The 23,379-nt window shown below is 57.0% G+C and carries 19 protein-coding genes; 12 read left to right on the top strand and 7 right to left on the bottom strand.

The window, feature by feature from the left end:
- Window positions 1–59 precede the first annotated feature (59 nt).
- Complete coding sequence (locus KUV22_RS03425) at window positions 60–1,133, top strand: 3-deoxy-7-phosphoheptulonate synthase (protein WP_222228383.1); 1,074 nt, start codon at window positions 60–62, stop codon at window positions 1,131–1,133.
- A 196-nt stretch (window positions 1,134–1,329) separates the two neighbouring features.
- Complete coding sequence (locus tag KUV22_RS03430) at window positions 1,330–1,713, top strand: DUF6632 domain-containing protein (RefSeq protein ID WP_222228385.1); 384 nt, start codon at window positions 1,330–1,332, stop codon at window positions 1,711–1,713.
- Between the two features lie 6 nt (window positions 1,714–1,719).
- On the opposite strand, the gene KUV22_RS03435 is transcribed toward KUV22_RS03430, so the two are convergent.
- Window positions 1,720–3,357 carry a sodium:solute symporter gene (locus tag KUV22_RS03435; RefSeq protein WP_222228387.1) on the bottom strand — a complete coding sequence of 546 codons (1,638 nt, stop codon included), beginning with the start codon at window positions 3,355–3,357 and terminating at the stop codon, window positions 1,720–1,722.
- A gap of 95 nt (window positions 3,358–3,452) precedes the next feature.
- A complete protein-coding gene (tmpT, locus tag KUV22_RS03440; protein ID WP_222228389.1) occupies window positions 3,453–4,085 on the bottom strand; it encodes a thiopurine S-methyltransferase in 633 nt (210 codons plus the stop codon).
- A gap of 87 nt (window positions 4,086–4,172) precedes the next feature.
- Between tmpT and hrpB the strand changes: the two genes are divergently transcribed.
- Entirely contained in the window at window positions 4,173–6,716 is a 2,544-nt protein-coding gene (gene hrpB, locus KUV22_RS03445) for an ATP-dependent helicase HrpB (RefSeq protein WP_222228391.1), read from the top strand.
- Window positions 6,717–6,795: 79 nt separating this feature from the next.
- Here the strand turns inward: hrpB and nfuA are convergent, their stop codons facing one another.
- Window positions 6,796–7,398, bottom strand: a complete 603-nt coding sequence (gene nfuA / locus KUV22_RS03450) for a Fe-S biogenesis protein NfuA (protein WP_222228393.1) — start codon at window positions 7,396–7,398, stop codon at window positions 6,796–6,798.
- Between the two features lie 122 nt (window positions 7,399–7,520).
- Window positions 7,521–8,198, bottom strand: coding sequence for a type 1 glutamine amidotransferase domain-containing protein (locus tag KUV22_RS03455; protein ID WP_222228395.1), 678 nt, complete (start codon window positions 8,196–8,198; stop codon window positions 7,521–7,523).
- A gap of 178 nt (window positions 8,199–8,376) precedes the next feature.
- Here KUV22_RS03455 and metH point away from each other — a divergent pair, with 178 nt between their 5' ends.
- Both metH and KUV22_RS03465 read left to right on the top strand, forming a co-directional pair.
- Window positions 8,377–12,072 (top strand): methionine synthase, encoded by a 3,696-nt coding sequence (gene metH / locus KUV22_RS03460; protein WP_222228396.1) that lies wholly within the window; start codon window positions 8,377–8,379, stop codon window positions 12,070–12,072.
- A gap of 117 nt (window positions 12,073–12,189) precedes the next feature.
- The gene (locus tag KUV22_RS03465; protein ID WP_222228397.1) at window positions 12,190–12,414 is read left to right on the top strand and encodes a DUF2970 domain-containing protein; all 225 of its coding nucleotides are present in this window, start codon (window positions 12,190–12,192) and stop codon (window positions 12,412–12,414) included.
- Between the two features lie 107 nt (window positions 12,415–12,521).
- On the opposite strand, the gene KUV22_RS17275 is transcribed toward KUV22_RS03465, so the two are convergent.
- The gene (locus KUV22_RS17275) at window positions 12,522–12,656 is read right to left on the bottom strand and encodes a hypothetical protein (RefSeq protein WP_257787922.1); all 135 of its coding nucleotides are present in this window, start codon (window positions 12,654–12,656) and stop codon (window positions 12,522–12,524) included.
- A gap of 294 nt (window positions 12,657–12,950) precedes the next feature.
- Between KUV22_RS17275 and KUV22_RS03470 the strand changes: the two genes are divergently transcribed.
- On the top strand, window positions 12,951–14,615 hold the full coding sequence (locus KUV22_RS03470) for a nitrite/sulfite reductase (protein WP_222228398.1): 1,665 nt from the start codon (window positions 12,951–12,953) through the stop codon (window positions 14,613–14,615).
- On the top strand, window positions 14,599–15,171 hold the full coding sequence (locus KUV22_RS03475; RefSeq protein WP_222228400.1) for a DUF934 domain-containing protein: 573 nt from the start codon (window positions 14,599–14,601) through the stop codon (window positions 15,169–15,171). The genes KUV22_RS03470 and KUV22_RS03475 overlap by 17 nt, the downstream gene beginning before the upstream one ends.
- A gap of 62 nt (window positions 15,172–15,233) precedes the next feature.
- Here the strand turns inward: KUV22_RS03475 and KUV22_RS03480 are convergent, their stop codons facing one another.
- A complete protein-coding gene (locus KUV22_RS03480; RefSeq protein WP_222228402.1) occupies window positions 15,234–16,457 on the bottom strand; it encodes a CaiB/BaiF CoA transferase family protein in 1,224 nt (407 codons plus the stop codon).
- Between the two features lie 271 nt (window positions 16,458–16,728).
- Between KUV22_RS03480 and KUV22_RS03485 the strand changes: the two genes are divergently transcribed.
- Window positions 16,729–17,082: a DUF962 domain-containing protein gene (locus tag KUV22_RS03485; RefSeq protein ID WP_222228403.1), complete on the top strand. Its 354-nt coding sequence runs from the start codon at window positions 16,729–16,731 to the stop codon at window positions 17,080–17,082.
- A 36-nt stretch (window positions 17,083–17,118) separates the two neighbouring features.
- Here KUV22_RS03485 and KUV22_RS03490 read toward each other — a convergent pair whose 3' ends face one another.
- Window positions 17,119–18,591 carry a TyrR/PhhR family helix-turn-helix DNA-binding protein gene (locus KUV22_RS03490; protein WP_222228404.1) on the bottom strand — a complete coding sequence of 491 codons (1,473 nt, stop codon included), beginning with the start codon at window positions 18,589–18,591 and terminating at the stop codon, window positions 17,119–17,121.
- A 166-nt stretch (window positions 18,592–18,757) separates the two neighbouring features.
- Here KUV22_RS03490 and phhA point away from each other — a divergent pair, with 166 nt between their 5' ends.
- The 4 genes from phhA to KUV22_RS03510 all read left to right on the top strand — a co-directional run bounded on the left by phhA (window position 18,758) and on the right by KUV22_RS03510 (window position 23,370).
- A complete protein-coding gene (gene phhA / locus KUV22_RS03495; RefSeq protein ID WP_222228405.1) occupies window positions 18,758–19,555 on the top strand; it encodes a phenylalanine 4-monooxygenase in 798 nt (265 codons plus the stop codon).
- 290 nt (window positions 19,556–19,845) lie between these two features.
- Entirely contained in the window at window positions 19,846–20,316 is a 471-nt protein-coding gene (locus KUV22_RS03500) for an Lrp/AsnC family transcriptional regulator (protein ID WP_222228406.1), read from the top strand.
- 122 nt (window positions 20,317–20,438) lie between these two features.
- On the top strand, window positions 20,439–22,076 hold the full coding sequence (locus KUV22_RS03505; protein WP_222228407.1) for an aminotransferase class V-fold PLP-dependent enzyme: 1,638 nt from the start codon (window positions 20,439–20,441) through the stop codon (window positions 22,074–22,076).
- A gap of 124 nt (window positions 22,077–22,200) precedes the next feature.
- The gene (locus KUV22_RS03510) at window positions 22,201–23,370 is read left to right on the top strand and encodes a cation:proton antiporter (RefSeq protein ID WP_222228408.1); all 1,170 of its coding nucleotides are present in this window, start codon (window positions 22,201–22,203) and stop codon (window positions 23,368–23,370) included.
- Window positions 23,371–23,379: the final 9 nt, after the last annotated feature.

The following is a 23,379-nucleotide window of genomic DNA, read 5'->3' on the forward strand; positions in this document are numbered from 1 at the left end:
CAGCTCTGTGCTGTGGGCAAGGACGCGACCAAATTATCTAAATAAGTAGTGATTTAACCATGACCACGCAGCAGTTCGACGACCTTAACGTCGTCTCCCAGGACATCCTGATTACACCGGAAGCGCTGAAATCAGAACTGCCCGTTAGTGAGGCAGCTGAAGCTTCTGTGGCCGCCGGCCGTGCCGCCGTGCGCGATATTCTCGACCGCAAAGACCACCGCCTGATGGTTGTGATCGGCCCCTGTTCCGTTCACGACGTCGATGCGGCCATCGATTATGCCAAGCGCCTGAAGGCGCTAGCCGATAAGGTCTCCGACACCCTGCTGATCGTGATGCGTGTGTATTTTGAAAAGCCCCGTACCACCGTGGGCTGGAAAGGATTGATTAACGATCCGCACCTGGACGATTCCTTCAAGATTGAAGACGGCCTGCACATTGGCCGCAAGCTTCTGTTGGATGTTGCCGAGCTGGGCCTGCCAACCTCCACTGAGGCACTGGACCCGATCTCTCCGCAGTACCTGCAGGATCTGATTTCCTGGTCTGCGATCGGTGCCCGTACCACCGAATCCCAGACACACCGCGAAATGGCCAGTGGTCTCTCTTCCGCAGTGGGCTTTAAAAACGGTACCGACGGCAGCCTGGAAGTGGCAATCAATGCACTTCAGTCCACCGCCAACCCACACCGCTTCCTGGGTATTAATAAAGAAGGCCAGGTTGCCATCATCCACACCGCCGGCAACAAGTACGGCCACGTGGTGCTTCGCGGTGGTAATGACAAGCCGAACTACGACTCAGTGAGCGTGGCAGTTTGTGAGAAAGAGCTTGAGGCAGCAGGCCTTGTACCCAATATCATGGTGGACTGCAGCCACGCCAACTCCAACAAGAACCACGAATTGCAGCCGCTAGTGGTGGACAACGTGACCCACCAGATTCTGGATGGCAACAAGTCCATTATCGGCATCATGGTGGAAAGTAACCTGAAAGCTGGCAACCAGAAGATCAACAAAGATCGCAGCAAGATGGAATACGGCGTATCCGTTACCGATAAGTGCATCGACTGGGAAACCACCGAATCCCTGCTGCTCGGTATGGCCGAGCAGCTGCGCGAACCGCTTCAGGCCCGCAAAGGCTAAACAGTTTCACGCTTATTACAGGCCGGCTTTGCCGGCCTTTTTTTTGCCCGCCCAAAGTCACTTCACTCTTCTCCCCTCCCACACGCCACCCGATGCGTATATGTGCCAGCGCGTATCCGAGCATGCCCGGAATTCTATCTACACTACTTGGATAGTAACCAAATCCACTGCGCGTACTAGGCAACAGGAGCCGACAATGACTGACGCACAGAGAATGAAATATCTGAAGATCGCCCTTGTCGTCCTTGGCATCTTCTTTATCTTCGGGATCTACATCATGATGATGTGGGTATGGCCGTCGGGCTGGGGCTGGACGCCGCGGCAGCCGGAATACGAGCAGATGATTATGGGGCTCTACGCAACGCTCGGCGTATTCCTGATCAGGGCGGCAAAAAACCCCATGGAAAACCTTAGCCTTATCTGGTTTACCATTTGGTCCAGCATCGTGCACGGCGCCATCATGCTGGTGCAGGCCTTGGTAGACGAGACCGAACGGGCAAACTTACTGGGTGATGTACCGGCACTGTTTCTGGTGGCTGTCGTGCTCTGGTATCTCATGCCCAAGCGACATTCACACTAGCGCACCCTATTCCAACCAGCGCAGCAGAACGAACAGGCAGAGAAACCATACAAGGAGCCAGGCACTGCGGCGATACCAGTTAACCTTGGCCTCCGTGCGCAAGTGGTGACGTATTGCCTGTTCGTATAAATCCGGCTCACCTTCAGCTGCTGCCGCTTCACTTTTCTGCTTGTTGCTGGTCAAGAAAGAGGCCACCACTGCCGCAACAACCGTCACGAAAAAGCCAATCACATTCCACCACAGCCAGGAAATTTCCGGCATAGTCAGCCAACATATGCCATTTACCGCCACCCCGAGTGACAGCCCAACAATGACCTGCGGTCCCGCTACACGCTGCACCAAAAAGCCCAATATGAACACCGCCAGAATTGGCCCATTCGCCAGCGAACCGACTTTGTTGATTGCTTCCAACACCGTAGGCGCAATATCGGCCACGTAAAACGCCATTACCAGCGTAACAACGCCCCAGACCGCAGTTATGCCCCGCGAATACACCAACTCTTTTCGTGCCGTCCAATGCCCACGGTGGAACCGCCGAACATAATCTTCCATAGTCGTGGCACTTAATGAGTTCAGCACCGAATCGAGAGACGACATCGCAGCGGCAAACAACGCCACCAGACTCAGCCCTACCAACCCAACGGGTAACGCGTTGATCATATAGAGCGGTACAGCGAGATTGTATTGAGGCCCCTGCCCGGTCGCCGGCAATGCTGAGACGAATGCCGGGTGTTGTGCGGCGTACACGCCGATACCCACGCCGACCAGGCAGTACAGAAACACCAGAGGGAAACGCAACACGCCATTGATCAGCAGTGCATAATTGGTGGCATCAATATTCCGGGTACTGAGTTGCCTCTGCACCTGGCTCTGATCGCAACCGTAATACGAAACATACAGAAAAAGTCCACCAAACAGCATTGGCCAAAACGCGAACGTCTTGCCATCTCCAAAACCGTGGTGCGCAAAGTCGAGCGTGATTTTCCGCTCACTGTCGAAGGCCTGCCACATCGCATCCATCCCTCCGGCGGCGGTCGTCAGCGAAACCAGAACCACCAGTAGCATGATTGCGAGAATGAGCAACTGCAATACATCGGAATAGATAACGCCACGAATCCCGCCCATCACGTCATATACCACCGTAAAGGCTCCGAGTAGCAACACCGAAGCAAAAAAGCCCAACCCGGTAATCAAATCGATCACCAGCGCAATGCTGTAGACGGTAACGGCAGTAGCAAACGCGCGAACGAATAGAAACAGTCCGCTGAGAGTTAGGCGGGTGGCAAGATCAAAGCGCTGTTCGAGATAGGCATAGACAGATACGAGATTGAGGTGGCGAAACAGCGGCATCACGAACAGAATCAACACCACCATGGCCAAGGGCACTGCCAATTCGTATTGCAGCCACAGCAGGCCACCGCCCGCGGTAAACGCAACAAAAGCCGGCGCACCGAGGATGCTGTTGGTAGAGCACTGGGTGGCCATGATTGACAGGCCTACCGGCCAAGGACCCAGGTTACGCCCCGCCACATAGTAATCTTCCCGGCTGTCCTGGTGCCGCGACAACCAGTAAGCCATGGCCAGCAGGCCAATGCAGTAAGCGGCGATAATCCCCCAATCAATCCCTGATATGTGCTGCGTCATTGCTGTGTACTTTGGTTGCGTACTTTGTACTGTTGTACTGTTGTTCTTTTGTTATTTGGGTGGAAACTCCTTGATCACCCGGTTTCATGACGCCGCTACCTCAGCAGCCAAACGACCTCGTGGGCCGGCACCTTGCCCTTCAAGCCGCCATCTATTTCGGCAGAACCCAGCTGCTCCGTCTTGTAGGCGCTGTCATAAAGCCGGTGAACCTCGGCAGCATCCACACAAAATGGCGGCCCTGGTAATTGGCTCTGGTCGTAATCAATCGCCAGCAACAGCTGATCAGCACCTTCGGTAAGCGCGATCAGGTGCGCCGCGTAGGCTGTGCGCATTGTCTCCGGCAGCGCTACCAGCGCGGCGCGATCGTACACCGCATCGATGAAACCCAGCGCATCGCGCGTCAGTTCGAAAAAATCCCCTACGAAGACCTCCAGCTGCCCCGCACTGTAGAGCTTTGCATTACCCACTTTAGTGACCTGCGGTTCCGCACCAAGCTGCGCAAACAGCTGCTGGATTGCCAGCTCACTCAACTCTGCGCCAACAACGCGGTAGCCGTGTTGTAGCAACCAGGCGATATCCAGTGTTTTGCCGCACAGCGGCAGAAAAACGCGAGCACCGGCCGATAACTCCAGTGCATCCAGATACTCAACCAGTAACGGATGCGCATCCGGGTTGTGGAAGCCAATTTCGTTTTTGTGCCATTTATCCAGCCAGAATTTGTGTTCCATATACCTCGCCCTCGCAGATATTACACCTGTGACGCCAATGATTCGGGCCTAGCCGCACCGCGCCTTTTGCCCGGTATAATACCAGCTATGTCTGAGTTACCTATCCACGAGGTGTTGCCCCAACTGCGTGACCGCCTCAATCAAGCCAACAATGTCGTTCTGCAGGCGCCTCCCGGTGCCGGCAAGACCACCGCGGTGCCACTGGCACTGCTCGATAGCCCGTGGCTTGAGGGCCGCAGAATCATCATGCTGGAGCCCCGGCGCCTGGCGGCCCGGTCCGCTGCCGCCCGTATGGCCGAGCTGCTTGGTGAGCCGGTGGGTAAAACCGTCGGGTATCAGATTCGCGCCGAGCGCAAATACGGCCGCGATACGCGCATCCTCGTGGTGACCGAAGGGATTCTCACCCGCCTGCTGCAATCCGACCCCGAGCTCACCGGTACCGCACTGGTCATTTTCGACGAATTCCATGAACGCAATCTGCAGGGTGACCTTGCACTGGCACTGTGCTTACAGTCTCAGGAGGTATTGCGAGAAGATTTAAAGCTGCTGGTGATGTCGGCAACGCTTGATACGGAAGCCGTCGCCGGCCTGCTCGATAAGGCCCCGGTGATTACCAGCGAAGGCCGCGCCTTCCCGGTCGATATTGAGTACCTCCCCCACCAGCAGGTACCTGAGAACATCCGCCAATTGCCAACAACGGTGGCACGCAGAGTGAACGAGCTGCTGGCGCAGCAAGATGGAAGCGTGCTCGTGTTTCTGCCTGGGGTTGGCGAAATACGCCAGGTAGAAAGTTCACTTCGGGAATCTCTCGGCAATCAGCCAGACGTAGTAATCGCGCCGCTTTATGGCGACCTTAAAAAAGAGCAGCAGGACGCCGCCATCGCGCCCTGCCCCGATGGCGAGCGCAAAGTTGTGCTCGCCACCAATGTTGCCGAGACCTCCCTAACCATCGAAGGTATCCGTGTTGTGGTGGATGCGGGGCTTATGCGGGAATCGCGCTTCGATCCCAATACGGGCATGAATCGACTGGTAACCACACAGATATCCCAGGCCTCTGCTACCCAGCGCACCGGCCGTGCCGGACGACTCAGCGAAGGATATTGCCTGCGCCTGTGGAGCGAATCCACACAACGGGGCATGGCGAAAAAGAACAGTCCGGAAATACTGTTAAGTGACCTGGCCCCGGTGATGCTCGAGCTGGCCCAGTGGGGCGTGAGCGAACCGAGTGAACTGCGCTGGCTAGATCTGCCACCACCGGGACCCACCGCACAGGCACAGGAACTACTGATTGAATTGGGGGCGCTCGACACGCAATTGCGGATTACCCCGCACGGGCAGCAAATACTGCAGCTCGGCACCCACCCCCGACTGGCGCACATGATGTTGCGCAGCGTGGAACTGGGCCTGCAGGAGTCGGCCACCCTGCTCGCCGCACTCTTATCCGAGCGCGATATCTTCCGCGGGGATCAGCGCTGGGATAGAGACATCCACAAACGCATGGAAGTATTGCTCGGACGCACCAAAAACAGCCGCGCCGACTTCGCTTCGATTCAACGCATCCGCCAACAGGCGAAGACCTGGCGCAGCCAACTGACGACGAGCGATACCACTTCAGCGGTAATCGCGGATGCCCGCGACGCTACCGGTGTTTTACTGGGTCTCGCCTATCCCGACAGAATTGCAAAAAATCGACACGACCGCGAACGACGTTTCCTACTTTCGAACGGGCGCGGCGCCCACTTCTCCCATGACGACGATCTGACCCAAGAAGCATTTCTCGTCGTTGCGGATCTTGACGGCCAGGGGCGCGACGCGCGCATTCAACTGGCAGCGCGCATTGATAGAGAACTTCTGCACGAGTACTTTTCCGGGCTTATTGAGCAGCGAGAGGCTGTGCGTTGGGATACTAGTGCTGGCCGCGCTATCGCAAGCAATCAGACCCTACTTGGCAAGCTGATACTGGAGGAAAAGCCCGCGCAGGATATTTTTCCCGAGCTGATCAGCCGGGCATTGCTCGATGCCATTCGCCAGGGTGGCTTGCGACTGCTGCCATGGACGAAAGAGTCGGAGAACCTGCTGGAACGCGTGCGCTTTCTTTACCGCGAGCGGGAACAATATGCCGACTTATTGGATGGGCTTGCATTGCCCGAATGGAGCGAAACCACCCTACTTGAATCCCTTGAGTCGTGGCTGCTCCCGCACCTGAATGGCTTCAGCAAATTGGACCAGCTGAAGCAGCTGGATCTCAAAAGCATTCTGCTTGCACAACTTGAGTGGTCAACACAGCAACAACTCGATGCATTGGCACCGAGCCACATTCAAGTGCCCAGCGGCTCCCGTATCGCCATTGACTATGGAGAAACACCGCCAGTCTTACCCGTTCGCTTACAAGAGATGTTTGGCCTCGGGCAAACCCCGACGATTATTAACGGCCGCTACCCACTGATGATTCACCTACTGTCCCCGGCACGGCGCCCGGTGCAGGTTACGCGCGACCTGGCGAGCTTCTGGAAAAATACGTATCAGGAAGTGAAAAAGGAATTGCGCATTAAGTATCAGAAACACTTCTGGCCCGATGACCCCACCACGGCGCAAGCGACCAGTAAAACCAAAAAGCGGATGAATGGTTAGACCGCGGGTACATCGTACAGACATAAAAAAACGCGGCTCGAGCCGCGTTTTTTGTCTCTGCTTGCAGGGTCAAGCAGGATCAGTAGTAAGCCTGTGATTTGTCAGAGTGGTCGGTAATATCCTTCACACCCTCAAGCTCCGGCACTTTTTCTTTCAGGGTCTTCTCGACACCCTCTTTCAGGGTCATGTCGACCATGCCACAACCCTGGCAACCGCCACCAAACTTCAGTACCGCAAACATGTCTTCGGTAACTTCAACCAGACTCACCTGACCACCGTGGGAAGCCAGACCGGGGTTTATCTCACTGTACAGCACGTAGTTGATGCGATCTTCGATCGGGCTGTCATCGGTAACCTTGGGCATGCGGGAATTGGGTGCACGAATGGTCAGCTGACCACCCATCTTGTCCGCCGAGTAATCAACGCGAGCCTCATCCAGATACGGCACGCTGCGGCCTTCAAAGAACGCTTTGAAGCCATCCAGCTGCATTTCCAGGTCGCCCTCTTTTTCTTCACCGGGGCGGCTGTAGGCGATACAGGTTTCCGCGTTCGGGGTACCCGGGTTGGAGACAAACATACGGATAGCGATACCCTCACAGTCCTGCTTGGACAGGAGGTCCCGCAGGTACTCCTGGGCAGACTCGGTGATGGTAACGTTCAATTCTGACGACTGTTCTGACATAGACCTTCTCAAATCTCAGGGCTTGCAATGGCCGGCACGGAATAACCGAGCTCTATGGTCGGGTATTCTACGCGCTAATCCCCGCAAGTAAAGTCGACCACAAAGGGCATCCCCGGCCGCAGTTACGCGAGCGCCCCCAACAGCGCGCGCGCCGTGGCCTCCGACGACGCGGGGTTCTGCCCCATGATCAGCAAGCCATCGGTGGTGACATGGCTTTGCCAGTCGTCGGTCTTGGAATAGCTGGCACCATTCTGTTTCAGCATATCTTCCACCAGGAATGGGACTACGTCAGTCAGGCCGACCCCCTCCTCTTCACTGTTACTGAACCCGGTGGCCTTGCGACCCTTAACCAGCGGGTCTCCGTGGGAATCTACGGTATGACGAAACACCGCCGGTGCGTGACATACCGCACCCACGGGCTTATCCGAGCGATAAAAGCCCTGAATAAGCGCAATGGAGCGCTGGTCCTCCGCCAGATCCCACAGAGGACCGTGACCGCCGGGATAAAACAGTGCGTCGTAGCCCTCCACATCGACTTCATCCAGAGACTTGGTATTCGCAAGCGCCTGCTGCGCCAAGCCGTCACTCTTGAAGCGGCGTGTTGCCAGCGTCTGGGCATCATCAGCGTCACTTTTCGGGTCGATGGGCGGCTGGCCGCCTTTCGGCGAAGCAAGGGTGATATCTGCCCCCGCATCGACAAATACGTAGTACGGAGCGGCGAACTCCTCGAGCCAGAAGCCGGTTTTTTGCCCGGTATCCCCCAATTGGTCGTGGGAGGTCAATACCATCAGTATCTTCACGCGCGTCTCCTCATACTGTGGGTCATGCTGTGAGCACTCTGAGTGTAGCTCGCAGCGCTATAACCTTTTGTTTGATCAGCATAAAAACAGGATCTTACGAAGTGACCAGAAAGCCGATGCAGAGGGGTATCTGTGCTAATATTGCCGCCCTTTTGATCCCTGGTTTAAGGAAAATCCGATGTCTGAGCAGTCCCGCGATCAACGCCTGAAACAGTTATACGCCGCCCTGGGCGAGCGCATCCTGATTCTGGACGGTGCCATGGGCACCATGATTCAGCGGGCCAAGCTGGAAGAAGCCGACTACCGTGGTGCGCGCTTTGCCGACTACCCCTCCGACATCAAGGGCAACAACGACCTGTTGGTCCTTACCCAGCCCGATCTGATCGAGCGCATCCACGGTGAATACCTGGAAGCCGGCGCGGACATTATTGAAACCAACACCTTCAACGCCACCCGCCTGTCGCAATCCGATTACGACATGGAAGATCTGGTGCCGGAGCTCAACCGCGTCGCGGCCGAGGTCGCACGGCGCGCGGCCGATCAGTACTCCACGCCAGAGAAACCTCGCTACGTGGCTGGCGTGCTCGGCCCAACCTCGCGCACCGCGAGCATCTCACCGGACGTGAACGATCCCGGCGCCCGCAACGTCATCTTCAACGAGCTGGTAGAGAACTACATCGAGTCCACCAACGCGCTGATCGACGGTGGCTCCGATATCATCCTGATCGAAACCATTTTCGACACACTCAACGCCAAGGCGGCGATTTACGCGGTGCAGGAAGTATTTGAACAACGCGGTTTTGAGTTGCCGATCATGATTTCCGGCACCATTACCGACGCCTCTGGGCGCACCCTGTCGGGACAGACCACCGAAGCGTTCTACTACTCCGTTGCCCACGCCAAGCCTATCTCGGTCGGCCTGAACTGCGCCCTGGGCGCCACTGAATTGCGCCCTTACGTCGAGGCGCTGTCCGGCGTCTGCGCCGAGCATGTCTCCGCGCACCCGAATGCAGGGCTGCCGAACGAATTCGGCGAGTACGATGAAACGCCGGCAGAAACCGCGGCCGTGGTATCTGAATTTGCCCGCGCAGGCTTCCTGAACATTCTCGGTGGTTGCTGCGGTACCACACCCGACCATATTCGCGCGATTGCCGACGCGGTCGCCGATGTTGCCCCGCGCAAACTGCCCGAAATCAAGCCCGCCCTGCGCCTGTCTGGCCTCGAGCCCTATGTGGCAGACGAAAACGCGCTGTTCGTGAATGTTGGTGAACGCTGTAACGTTACCGGCTCCGCGCGCTTCAAGCGCCTGATCATGGAAGAGGATTACGATACTGCGCTGCAAATCGCCGCCGCCCAGGTGGAAGACGGCGCTCAGGTGATCGACTTCAACATGGATGAGGCAATGCTGGATTCCGAAGCGGCAATGCGTCGCTTCCTCAATCTATGCGCGACCGAGCCCGATATTGCCAAGGTGCCGTTTATGGTCGACTCCTCCAAGTGGGAGGTGATCGAAGCCGGCCTGCAGTGCATTCAGGGCAAGCCCATCGTGAACTCCATCAGCCTGAAGGAAGGTGAAGAGGAGTTTATCGAGAAAGCGCGTCTGTGCCTGCGCTACGGTGCCGCCGTCGTTGTGATGGCATTTGACGAAACCGGACAGGCCGATACCTTCGAGCGCAAGGTGGAGATCTGTAAACGCAGCTACGACGTGCTGGTAAACAAGGTGGGCTTCAACCCCACGGATATTGTTTTCGACCCGAACATTTTTGCGGTGGCTACCGGGATCGAAGAGCACAACAACTATGCGGTGGACTTTATCGAAGCCACCCGCTGGATTCGTAAAAACCTGCCCGGCGCCAACGTATCCGGCGGTGTTTCCAACGTGTCCTTTTCGTTCCGCGGAAACAACCCGGTGCGCGAAGCCATCCACTCGGTATTCCTCTACCACGCGGTAAAAGCCGGGCTGAACATGGGCATCGTGAATGCCGGCATGCTGGAGGTCTACAGCGACCTGCCCGATGAACTGCGGGACAAAGTAGAGGACGTCATCCTCAACCGCAGCGACGAAGCCACCGAAGCACTGCTGGATATTGCCGAGAAATACCGCGGCGATGGCAGCACCGCCGAGCGCAAGGAAGACCTCGCGTGGCGTGAGTGGCCGGTAAAAAAACGCCTCGAGCACGCCCTGGTAAAAGGTATCAACAACTTTATCGAGGAAGATACCGAGGAAGCCCGCGCGGCCTCGACACGTCCACTGGACGTTATCGAAGGACCGCTGATGGACGGCATGAATGTGGTCGGCGACCTGTTTGGCGAGGGCAAAATGTTCCTGCCACAGGTGGTGAAATCGGCTCGCGTCATGAAACAAGCGGTAGCCTACCTGCAGCCCTATATCGAAGCGGAAAAGACCGCAGACAGTAAATCCAACGGCCGCATCCTGATGGCCACGGTAAAAGGTGATGTGCACGATATCGGCAAGAACATCGTCGGCGTGGTACTTGCGTGTAATAACTTTGAGGTGATTGACCTGGGTGTCATGGTGCCGGCGGAAACCATCCTGCAAACAGCAAAAGAAAAGCAGTGCGACATCATCGGCCTCTCCGGCCTGATCACCCCGTCATTGGATGAAATGGTGCACGTTGCCGCAGAGATGGAACGCCAGGAGTTCGATATTCCGCTGATGATTGGCGGCGCCACCACTTCCAAGGCGCACACTGCAGTAAAAATCGAACCGCAGTTCCAGCGCAACCAGGTGGTTTACGTCGCCGATGCGTCCCGCGCTGTCGGTGTCGCCAGCAACCTGTTGTCGGATGAACTGCGCCCCGGCTTTGTGCAGGGCGTAAAGGATGAATACGTAAAAGTGCGCGAGCGCACCGCGAATCGCAAGCGCAACGACCCTCGCCTCAGCTATGCGAAAGCACTGGAAACCGGCCCGCAGTTCAACTGGAAGAACTTCACCCCCGCCATTCCGAACAAGCCGGGCCTGACCATTCTCGATGACTTCCCGCTGGATAAGCTGGTGGACACCATCGACTGGACACCGTTCTTTATCTCCTGGGATCTCGCCGGCAAATACCCGGCCATTTTGAACGATGAAGTGGTAGGCGAAGCCGCCACCGACCTGTTCAAGAGTGCGCAAACCATGCTCGCCGATATCATCGAGAACAAGCGCCTGAAAGCCCGTGCCGTATTCGGCCTGTGGCCCGCCAACGCCGATGGCGACGACATTGTCGTGTACACCGATGAGAGCCGCACCGAAGAGCGTGCGCGCCTGCATCAGATGCGCCAGCAGGTATTGAAACGCGGTGGCGATGGCTACTGTCGCTCACTGGCGGACTTTGTTGCACCGGTTGGCTCCGGGGTTGCGGATTACGTCGGCGGTTTTGCTGTGACCACCGGTATCGGTGCCGACGAGCTTGCAGCCGAATACGAAGCCAAGCACGATGACTACAGCGCGATCATGGTGAAAGCATTGGCCGACCGTCTGGCCGAGTCTTTCGCGGAGTATCTGCACCGCGAAGTGCGCAAAGAGTACTGGGGCTACCAAGCCGAAGAAGCACTGAGTAATGAAGAGCTGATCAAGGAAGCCTATAGCGGCATCCGCCCTGCGCCCGGCTACCCCGCCTGCCCGGACCACACCGAAAAGGCCACACTGTTCAAACTACTGAGCGCGGAAGATAATGCCGGTATCGAGCTAACCTCGAGCTTTGCCATGATGCCCGCCGCTGCTGTAAGCGGACTCTACTTTGCCCACCCGGAGTCCAAGTATTTCAATGTTGGCAAAATATCGCGGGATCAGCTGGAAAGCTTGGCCGAGCGCAAGGGCATGCAAGTAGATGAACTGGAACGCTGGCTGCGACCCAATCTGGAAGACTGATCAAGGAATCATCGAAGTCGGGTTGTCGGCCATCCCGGATGGAAAGTCCTGGATGGAAAAGTATCGAAAGAAAGTATCAAAAGAAAAATACGCGTTCGCTGGAAAAAGGAATCCGGTATGAATCACACCGACGACAAAGATCAGCAGCAGAAGCCATCGTTCGGCCAGATTGTGCTCAGCACCCTGGCTGCAGCGGTGGGCGTGCAATCAGATAAGAATCGCGAAAGGGACTTCAAGGCAGGCAGCTTCAAGGCCTACATTGCTGCAGGCATTATCTTCACCGCCGCTTTTGTAGCGGTGCTGATCCTGGTGGTGAGAACAGTTCTAAGCAATATGGGGTAAAACCCAGATCGCGCCGCAAACTCGCTCACCCAGCAGCCGCCACCCTACTCCACACCGGCAAACGATCGGAGCGAAGTGGGGTTAGCGCAGCGAGGAAGAGACTTGGATTAGCCTTGAGAGGCAACCCAGTACACGCAGGTTGCAACGAATATGGCCACCAGGGCCACCGCCGCAATGGCGTCTACAGCATTATCGCTATCGTCAGATACAACTACTACTTCTCTTACTACTTGGTCGTTCATCGGAATACTCCGTCACTCAAGAAATCATTATTGTTTTTAAGGTAGCAGCACCGCTAAAAAACGCGGTTTCTCAAGTAGATCAAATCCCTGCAGGCGGTGCAACTGCACGCATATTCACCAGCGCCTGCGACACAGGCTACTTATAACCTTCTGTTACTAAGGTAGCGAAAAAAATTGTTATTTTTTGTATAAGGCGGCTGGTATGTTATGCGCCACTCAGGGTCATAGATAGACTCCAGAAGACCCTCTGGGCGCTGTTGAGCCGGCGCAAAAATGTAATGGAATCAAGCTCTTATGTATCGATACGACGAACAGGACCACAAGCTGATCCGGGAACGGGTGGCCCAGTTTCGCGGCCAGACCGAACGCTATCTCGCCGGTGAGCTGAGCGAAGAAGAATTTTTGCCCCTGCGCCTACAAAATGGCCTGTATGTGCAGCGTCTGGCCCCCATGTTGCGCATTGCAGTGCCCTACGGGCTGATGAACAGCACCCAAGTTCGTCGCTTGGCACACATTACCCGCAAGTACGACAAAGGCTACGCCCACTTCACCACCCGCCAGAACGTTCAGCTGAACTGGCCAAACCTGGAAGATGTACCGGATATCCTGGCGGAACTGGCGGAAGTCGAGATGCACGCGGTGCAAACCAGTGGTAACTGTATCCGTAACACCACCACCGACCAGTTTGCCGGTGTCGCTGGTGATGAGCTGGTCGACCCCCGCCCTTACTGCGAGCTGATCCGTCAGTGGTCCACCTTCCATCCGGAATTCGCGTTCCTGCCACGCAAGTTCAAGATTGCGGTTTGCGGTACTGAAGAAGACCGCGCAGCGATTCGCGCCCACGATATCGGCGTGCAGATCGTTAAAAACGACCAGGGTGAGACCGGGTTCCAGGTATTTGTTGGCGGCGGCCTTGGCCGCACCCCGATCCTGGGCGTTGCCATTCGTGACTTCCTGCCAGAAACCCACCTGCTGTCGTACCTCGAAGCCATCGTGCGCGTGTACAACCAGCTGGGCCGCCGCGACAACAAGTTCAAGGCGCGCATCAAGATTCTGGTAAAAGCCATGGGCCCCGAGGAATTTGCCCGCCGCGTAGAAGCGGAGTGGGAGCAAATCAAAGACGGCGCCGACGAGCTCACCGTAGAGGCCATCCAATGGGCCAAGCGCTTCTTCCCAGAGCAACCGTACAAAAGCTTCAAAGCCGGCCACGGTGAAGCCGTACTGCGCGATCAGGCCGGTGGTGACAAAGCCTTTGCCCGCTGGCTGGAACGCAACACCTTCCCTCATCGCGTAGAGGGCTATCAGGCAGTTACCCTGAGCACCAAGCCCACCGGTATCCCGCCGGGTGACGTGACCGACCGCCAATTGGAGGCAATTGCCGATCTCGCCGACGAATTCAGCTTCGGTGAAGTGCGCGTTACCCACGAGCAAAATGTGGTACTGGCAGACGTGGAGCAGGAAAAACTGTTCGAGCTCTGGCAAGTGGCGCGCAAGCACGGCTTTGCCACTCCGAACATCGGCACCCTGACCGATATGATTTGCTGCCCGGGCGGCGACTACTGCTCCCTGGCCAACGCCAAGTCCATCCCGGTGGCGGAAGCGATCCAGCGCAAGTTCGATGACCTGGATTACCTGTACGACCTGGGTGACCTGGACCTCAATATCTCCGGATGCATGAACGCCTGTGGCCACCACCACATCGGCCATATCGGCATTCTGGGTGTCGATAAAAAAGGCGAAGAGTTCTATCAGGTACAGCTCGGTGGCAGCGCCAACCAAGACGCCAGCCTCGGCAAGGTACTTGGCCCAAGCTTCTCCCGTGACGAAATGCCAGCAACCATCGGCAAGATTCTCGATGTGTTTGTCGAGAACCGCCAGCCAGAAGAATTCTTTATCGATACCTACAACCGTATCGGGCTGCAGCCATTCAAGGAGCGTGTGTATGCCAAAGCCAGCTGAGAAGTCCACGGTGAAGAAGCCGGTAGGTGCACAACCGGAAAATCCCGCACAACTCATAGTTGACGGGAAAGTAGCAGACAACCAATGGAACCTGCTGCCGCTGACTGGTGAAGAAGAAATTACGGCCGACAAGCTGGCCGCAGGCAAAATCATCTTGCCGGCGAGCGTATGGTTGGCACTCCGCGAAGCGCTACAAGACCGCCAACAAGAGATTGGTGTGTGGCTCGACAGCGATGAAACTGCTGACCTCATTGGCGAGTACGCCAGTGAACTGCCGCTCATTGCCGCGCACTTCCCGGCGTTTACCGATGGCCGCGGTTTTACCGCTGCACGCCTGCTGCGTGAGCGCTATGGCTTTACCGGCGAAATGCGCGCGGTCGGCAATTTTATCCGCGACCAGCTCACCTACCTGACCCGCTGTGGCTTTAACGCCTTCGCGTTCCAGGGTGACCAGCCCCTAAGTGGATTAACTGAATCGCTGCGCGACTTCAGTGACAGCTACCAGGCCGCGGTAGACCAGCCGTTGCCAATCCACCGCCGGCGCGCACTCGCCTGAGCGAAGCGGTAACCAAGTCAAAAAAGCCCGGCAGGTTTCTGCCGGGCTTTTTTTGTTTTTAATCAGATGATTCCCTTATCCCGCAGCGCAGCAACTTGTTCCGCGGACAATCCCAGCTCATCGGTCAACACCGCTTGCGTATGCTGGCCTAAGGTGGGTGGCGCATCCTGATAAGCCAGGGGGGATGCGGAAAAGCCCAAAGGATTGCGCACGGTGCGCACACTTCCCGCCTCTGGGTGCGGCTGTTCAACCACCATACCGCGGGCCTGTACCTGCGGATCGGCAAACACCTGCTGCAAATTGTTGATTGGCCCACACGGCACATGGGCATCGCTGAGCTTTTCCAACCACCACGCGGCGGGCTTGGCGGCCGTTGCTGCCTCCACCAAAGGAACGAGAATCTCGCGCGCCTTCACCCGCCCCTGGTTTGTCGCATACGCAGGATCTTGTGCAACCGCGGCGAGACCGGCAATTTGGCAAAACTTCTGGAACTGCGTGTCGTTGCCGACCGCCAGCATGAAGTAGCCATCACTCGCTGGAACGGCCTGATAGGGGACGATGTTTGGGTGTGCAGTACCCTGACGCGCCGGGCTGGTGCCGGACACGAGATAGTTCTGGGCCTGATTCGCCAGCCAGGCGACCTGTGTATCCAGCAGGGCCAGGTCGATTTGCTGCCCCTCTCCGGTTTGTTCACGATGCACCACTGCCGCAAGGATGCCGGAAACGGCATACATCCCGGTCATCAGGTCCGCCACAGCAACGCCCACTTTCTGCGGACCCGCCCCCGGCTGCCCTTCCGGCACCCCGGTAATACTCATCAGGCCACCCATTCCCTGGATCATGGCGTCGTAGCCAGCGCGCTGGGCGTAGGGGCCTGTCTGGCCGAATCCGGTAATCGAGCAATAGATGATGCGCGGGTTAATTGCGCGTATCGACGCGTAATCCAGGCCGTACTTAGCGAGGCCACCCACCTTGTAATTCTCCAGCAAAATATCGCATTGCTGGACGAGCTCCTTTATTAAGGCCTGGCCCTCGGGCTTGGTGATATCGACCGTTATCGACTTTTTGCCGCGGTTCGCGCTCAAGTAGTAGGCGGCATCCGCAGTGTCATTGCCTTCGGCGTCTTGCAGATAGGGAGGGCCCCAATGACGGGTGTCGTCGCCCTTGCCCGGGCGCTCGATCTTGATGACCTCTGCGCCAAAATCTGCCAGCACCTGACTGGCCCAGGGGCCGGCCAGAATTCGACTCAGGTCGAGCACCTTGAGATGAGATAACGGGCCAGACATAAAACTTCCTTATGTATTCGCTCTGACAGCGCTGGAGCGCCAGAGAAAAGTGATCACAAATCTGAGGGCAAGATTATCAGATTTGCTACCCGATGGTCGAAAGCCAGTCAGGATAATTGCGCTCTACCCTTGCTTGTGGGGCACACCGGTGGCCAAAATGGCATGTCCTTTTCCGACCAGCGCAAGCTCCTGCTTGCCGCTAGAATCGGCGATGAACCCGTATCATCCCAACCACCACCCTATAAAAATAAACAACAAACAGGATAGCGAGATGACAGAGAACACTATGCAAACACCGCAAAATGAAGATAAGGCCAGCGAAACCCCGCGCTTTAACTCTTTCCGCGAGTTCTATCCGTTTTACCTGAACGAACACAGCAACCTGACCTGCCGGCGGCTGCACTTTGTGGGCACCGCGCTGGTTATTGGCCTGGTTATTACCGCGATCATCAGCCGCAACTGGACATTGCTATGGGCGGTGCCAGTGGCGGGCTATGGCTTTGCCTGGGTTGGGCACTTCTTTTTTGAGCACAACCGTCCCGCCACCTTTAAAAACCCCTTTTATTCCCTGTGGGGCGATTTCGTCATGTTTAAGGACATCCTGATCGGCAAAATCGAACGCTGAGATGGTCGGGTCCGCGCCCAGTGCACTGGCAAATTGTCAGTGCACTGCCAATTTATACTTGCGCAACTTATTGGCCACAGCCGTATGTGAAATCCCCAGCTGCCGCGCAAGCGCGCGGCTGGAACGCTGCTCGGCGGGCAAACTCTCGAGCAGCTCTTCGAGAATACTCCGCTCCACCTTTTCCAGCTGTTCCGCCAGCGTCAGCCCCCTGCCCCATTCACGCCACGGCAAATTCGTTTCGCTAACCATGCCCACAAAGTCCTCGCGCGCCAAAACACGTCCCGCGCGTGCACGCATATGCGCCAGCGCCGATTCCATTTGCTGGGTAAGCCCTGTGAAGTTTGTCGGCCAGTCGGACAGTTTTAACGCATCCAGCACCCCGTCAAAAGCCGGCCCCTCTGGATCACCGGGCACCGGCACACCCTCGCCATGGGCCACCTGAGACAGGATTAGCCGCACAAACCGCTCTAGAGACGGACGCATCGCACGCAGGGTGGGCAACTGGATATGCTGGGCAGCAAAGGTTTGCTGCAGTGCGGGCAGCAAGGCGGAGAATGCGGTGACCGTAACCATCAACCGCGGCAGAAACCGGGTGCGCAACAGGCTTTCCGCCAATTGACGCTGCACATCCTGCGGCGCGAGCTCCAGATCATCAATTAACACGACGGTATCTGTGGGGAGTTCTGCGAGCCGATTCACTCCATCTACATCCAGCGTCTCGCCATGGCAACGATAAACCTTACCGCCCTCCGCCAGCGGACTCAGATAGTAGGCAGCGTGTAGAAATGTAGTTTTGCCGCTGCCGCGCTCACCGCTAATCAACAGTGGTGCTTGTAGCGGTGCGATCTGTTGCAAGCGCAAGCAACAGGCCCGGCGCGCGTCCAGGTCCCAGAGTACCTGCGGTGTGGGTGGCGTCTGCTCGAGGGGAGAATCCACATCGGGGGCAGCCGCGTGCAAGGTCAACACGGCACCGGCGAGCGACGCGGGCCCGGCCGAGCTGTCACCCAGGGTAATTGGCGACCAGTCGAGGGTAAACGGCTTGCCGCGCACCGACACCGGGAAACCGTAACGGGGCGCAGTCAGACCGCGCAGGAGCTCCTCCAATTGCAGCCTCGGCAGGAAACGCTGCAGCTGCATCCCCGGCACCTGCCCCTCATTCACCCCGAACGCGCGGGCGGCGGCGAGGTTTGCGGCAATGATGCGCCCAGCACTATCCACCGACAGCACCGGGTACGACACATGCCGCAGCAAGGTATCCAGCTCGAAGTGACGGCGCTCGGAGGGAATTAACGCGATGCGGCGCACCTTCTGCACCCCCGGCACCTGCTGGAGGGACTTCTCGATCGACTGAAACTGGGTCAGAAGCAGGCCCGGCGCCCACAGGTAAACCTTGTCTCCGCTATCGCCGCCAATCTCTCCGGTGCGCACATTGACCCGGAAACTGGCAAAGATCGCCATAATTTCCTGCAAAATGCCTACACGGTCGCTACAGGTAATCTCTACTCTCATGCCCCAACTGTAAACTTAAGTTTACAAAAAGTGTAGCCAGCCCGGCCCGAGTGTTCGCTTTTTCGCTCTATCTGCCCTGCCACTCCCCCGCGCTCGTGTCTAAGAATAGAAGGACGATAACAACAGAACTGGCGGCAAACCGTGACCGCCAACCGCGGAGATAGTCATGAGCAGCAAAAAGCCCAGCAAGTATGTGGCCCGTGAACCCAATGCAGAGGGTTTCATTGAATACACCGAGCTTGAGCACCAGACATGGCAGCGCCTGATCGAAAGACAGCTGCAGATTATCCCTGGTCGCGCCTGCGACGAGTACATGCATGGTCTCGACCTGCTGAACCTGCCTGTGGACCGCATTCCCCAGCTGGAAGAAGTAAATAGCGTATTGCGTCGCGAAACCGGCTGGGAAACCGCACGCGTCCCGGCCCTGATCGGCTTCGAAACCTTTTTCCGTCTGCTCTCCGAGCGCAAATTCCCGGTGGCGACCTTTATCCGCACCCCCGAAGAGTTCGACTACCTGCAGGAGCCGGACATCTTCCACGAAATTTTCGGCCACTGCGCCATGCTCACCAACCCCGCGTTTGCCAACTTCACGCAGAAGTACGGTGAATTGGGCCTGAAAGCCAGCCCCAAAGAGCGCGGTTACCTGGCGCGCCTGTATTGGTTCACCGTCGAGTTTGGACTATTGAACACCAAAGACGGCCTGCGTATTTACGGTGGCGGTATCCTGTCATCCCCGAAAGAAACGCTCTACGCTCTGAGTGATGAGCCAGCACGCGTGCCTTTCGAGGTGGTTGATACCCTGCGCACCCCCTACCGCATCGATATTGTGCAGCCGATTTACTATCTGCTGAATGATCTGCAAGACCTGCAACAGCTCACCGAAATTGATTTGATGGCGCGCGTACGTGAAGCCATGGCGGCGGGCCTGTTCGAGCCGATGTTCCCGCCCAAAGAAGCGGCGTAACAGGGCGCAGCGTTTCAAAACAAAGTTCCAACAACCCCCCTGTTGTTTGGCCGGGCATTGCCCGGCTTTTTTGATCCTGAAAATCGGAGAGAAAATTCCACTACTAGTGCATCGATACGGAGATTATCGTTACTAACGAGATACGGGGTACAGCAAAGGATTCTTCCAAGAGCCGCCAACGTCGGATTTCTCAGTACCCTTAAAAAGTACCGGGGTAATTTGTTGCAAGGGAGCGAGTACCGGAGCAAGCAAAGGGAATACAAACCCGCTTTATGGAGCTTTGTAGAACTATGTCTTCACTCGACGCAATTGATCGACAACTTCTTGCCATCTTGCAATCAGATGTTAGCCTCTCCATCGAAGAGCTGGCCGAGCGTGTGGGCCTGACCAAGACCCCGTGCTGGCGCCGGATACAGAAGCTGGAGAAAAGCGGCATCATTCGTCGCAAGGTCGCCCTACTGGATGCCGAGGTACTCGGCCTGCCGGTCTCGGTGTTTGCGCAGGTGAAAGCGAATCAGCACAGTGCTGAATGGGCAGATTCCTTTGCCCGCACCATGGCTGATCTGCCGGAAGTGGTCGAGTGCTATCGTCTTGCAGGCGACTACGATTACATCTTGCGCATCGTAGTCAGCGACGTAGCCGCTTACGATCAGTTTTATAAAAAGCTGATCGCCCACGCCGGCATTGCAGACGTGGCCTCCACCTTCGCCATGGAGCAGATCAAGAGCACCACGGAACTGCCTATACCCACCGGCGAATGACGCCAGCTCAATGACTGATTCAACGATATGCCCGCGGGCTCACCCCGCGGGCGCAGTACATTGAGGTCGCCATGAATCATTCTCGCCAAGCACCCAAAAAAGTACCAAAACAAGTACCACAAATGGGTTCGACCTCCGACACCGTCGAACACTTACTGCAGCGTATTCGCGATAACGTCATCGGCGAGCGCATGCCCATGCGCACGCCTTTCGGCGAACGGCCACTGGTTTATGCGGACTACACGGCCTCGGGCCGCGCACTGCAATTTGTTGAGGACGCCATTCGCAACAAAGTACTGCCGTGGTACGCCAACACCCATACGGAAACCTCGGCGACCGGCCGCCAGACTATGGCATTCCGCGAACAGGCACGCAGTGCAATTCGCACATCCGTAAATGCCAGTGATGAGCACGCAATTATCTTCTGCGGTGCCGGCGCAACCGCAGCGGTTAACCGAATAGTCGATTGCCTTGGCTTGCGAAAAGACCACTACGCGCGCATCGGCGGCACTAGCGGCACCATTTCCGACAGTGCGCGTCCGGTAGTATTTATTGGCCCCTACGAACACCACTCGAATGATTTACCCTGGCGCGAGTCTGTCGCAGAAGTGGTGACCATTCCGCTAAATGCCATGGGGGGTGTCGACCTCGACGCACTGCAGTCTGCTCTCGAACAATATGCCGAGCGCCCACTCAAGATCGGCAGCTTTTCTGCAGCATCCAATGTTACCGGCATTCGCACCGATACCACTGCCGTCACGCGACTTTTGCACCAGCACAATGCCCTCTCCTTTTGGGACTACGCTGCGGCAGCGCCGTACGTCGATATTGATGTACAGGGGCAAGATGCACTCTCCTGCAAAGATGCACTGTTTATCTCACCGCATAAATTTGTCGGTGGCCCGGGTACGCCGGGCATTCTGATCGTGCGCCGCACGCTATTGCCTGAAAACCAGCCGGCGGTTACCGGGGGTGGCACCGTGTCCTGGGTCAGCCCCGGCCGACACACCTACCTGCCCGCTGGAGAGCGACGCGAGGAAGCTGGCACCCCAGCCATCGTGGAATCTGTGCGCGCTGGCATGATCTTCGCACTAAAAGATCAGGTAGGCGCTGACACGATTGAAGCCCGGGAAGCACATTGGCTTGAGCGCGCATTCTCTCGCTGGGCCGACAACCCCAACATAGAAATCCTCGGCGGTACCGACGCGGAGCGTGTGAGCATCGTATCTTTGCATCTACTGCAGGACGGCAAACCACTGCACTACGGATTCGTTGTCGCCCTACTTAACGACCTGTTTGGAATTCAGGTGCGTGGCGGCTGCTCCTGTGCAGGGCCATACGGACACCACTTGTTGCACCTTACCGATGAGCAGAGCACCGCGATTGAAAAGCTGGTCAGTGAAGGTGAAAGTATCTTGAAGCCCGGCTGGGTCCGCCTGAACTTCAATTACTTCCTGGATGAAGAGACCGTGGATTACCTCATCGAAGCGATTGAACTGATCGCTGAGCACGGCCACCGAATGCTGCCTTTCTATCAGTATGATACGGCCGCAGGAGTATGGCGCTATCAGGGACAAGAACCCATTGCACCATTGGACCTTACCCTCGATATGAGCGGTGAAGCGCCAAGCAAGGTAACCTTGCCCCTGCAGGAATATCTCGCGAAAGCGCGGCAGATAATCGCAAATCCGCCCGGGGAAATCTGCGCACAACCAATCCTGTCGAAGGAAGGCGAGGTTCTGCGCTGGTTCAAACTGTAGCCAGTGAAATTTCCCGCGGGCTGGTGTCTTGTGCGCTTTCCAAAGCAAGGCCATTGAAAACCGGTCGTTACAACGCGGATAATACCGAATAGAGTCATTTTCCAGTCTGCTACAAGGATGCGCAGTGCCTGAGACCTCCCTGTTCCAGTCCTTTTTCCTCATATTCAGCGGCGCTGCGGTAGTCGCCTCGCTTGCCCTGTGGGGTCGGCAGCCATTGCTCGTTGCCTACATTGCCCTCGGCTGCCTGCTTGGCCCGTCGGTGTTTGGGGTCATCGACAATGTGGCGTTGATGGCGGAGATGTCGAGCATCGGCATTGTTTTCCTGCTCTTCCTGCTGGGCCTCGATATGCAGCCCAAGGCCCTCATGTCGGTGCTGCGCAAAGCGACCTTCGTGGGCCTGATCAGCTGTGCCGTGTTCCTGGCGCTGGGTTACGGCATTGGGCGTATCTTCGGCTTTACCAGCATCGAGTCCTGGGTAATCGGTATGGCGATGATGTTCTCCAGCACCATCATCGGTATCAAGCTGTTGCCGACCACCGTTCTGCACCACAAGCATCTGGGTGAAATGATGGTGGGCCTGCTGCTGTTTCAGGATTTTGTGGCGATCACCTGCCTCATGATCCTGCTCAGTGGCAGCACCGGTACGGTGGATTTCGCGCGTCTGGGGATTTCCTTCGCGGCACTGCCGCTACTGGTGGGCTTCGCCTGGGCCGCAGTGCGCTACGTGTTGCAGCCGCTACTGGCGAAGTTCGACCGCTTCCACGAATACGTGTTTTTACTCGCGCTCGGCTGGTGCCTGGGCCTCGCCGAGCTCGCAGAGGTGGTGGGGCTGTCCCGAGAGATCGGTGCGTTTATTGCGGGGATTACGCTCGCAACCAGCCCGATCTCGCAGTACATCGCGCTCAGCCTGAAGCCCCTGCGGGACTTCTTCCTGATCCTGTTCTTCTTCAGCCTTGGCGCCCAGTTCCATCTGGATATGGTGCCTGAAATCGCCGTCCCCGCGCTGGTCGCCGCCTCTGCGGTACTGATCATCAAGCCGGTGGTGTTCCGCTACCTACTGGGGCAGCAGAGTGAACGCAAAATACTCGCCTGGGATATCGGCTTTCGCCTGGGGCAGATCAGTGAATTTTCGTTACTGATCGCCTTTCTGGCGGCGAGTCAGCAACTGATTGGCAGCAAGGCATCGCACCTGATTCAGGCGACCGCGATCCTCACCTTCCTGGTTTCGTCTTACATCGTCGTGCTGAATTTCCCCAACCCTATCGCGATCAAAGATCACCTGCGACGGGATTAAACCGCAGTC

The sequence above is a fragment of the Microbulbifer agarilyticus genome, assembly GCF_019800665.1.
GTDB lineage: Bacteria > Pseudomonadota > Gammaproteobacteria > Pseudomonadales > Cellvibrionaceae > Microbulbifer > Microbulbifer agarilyticus_C.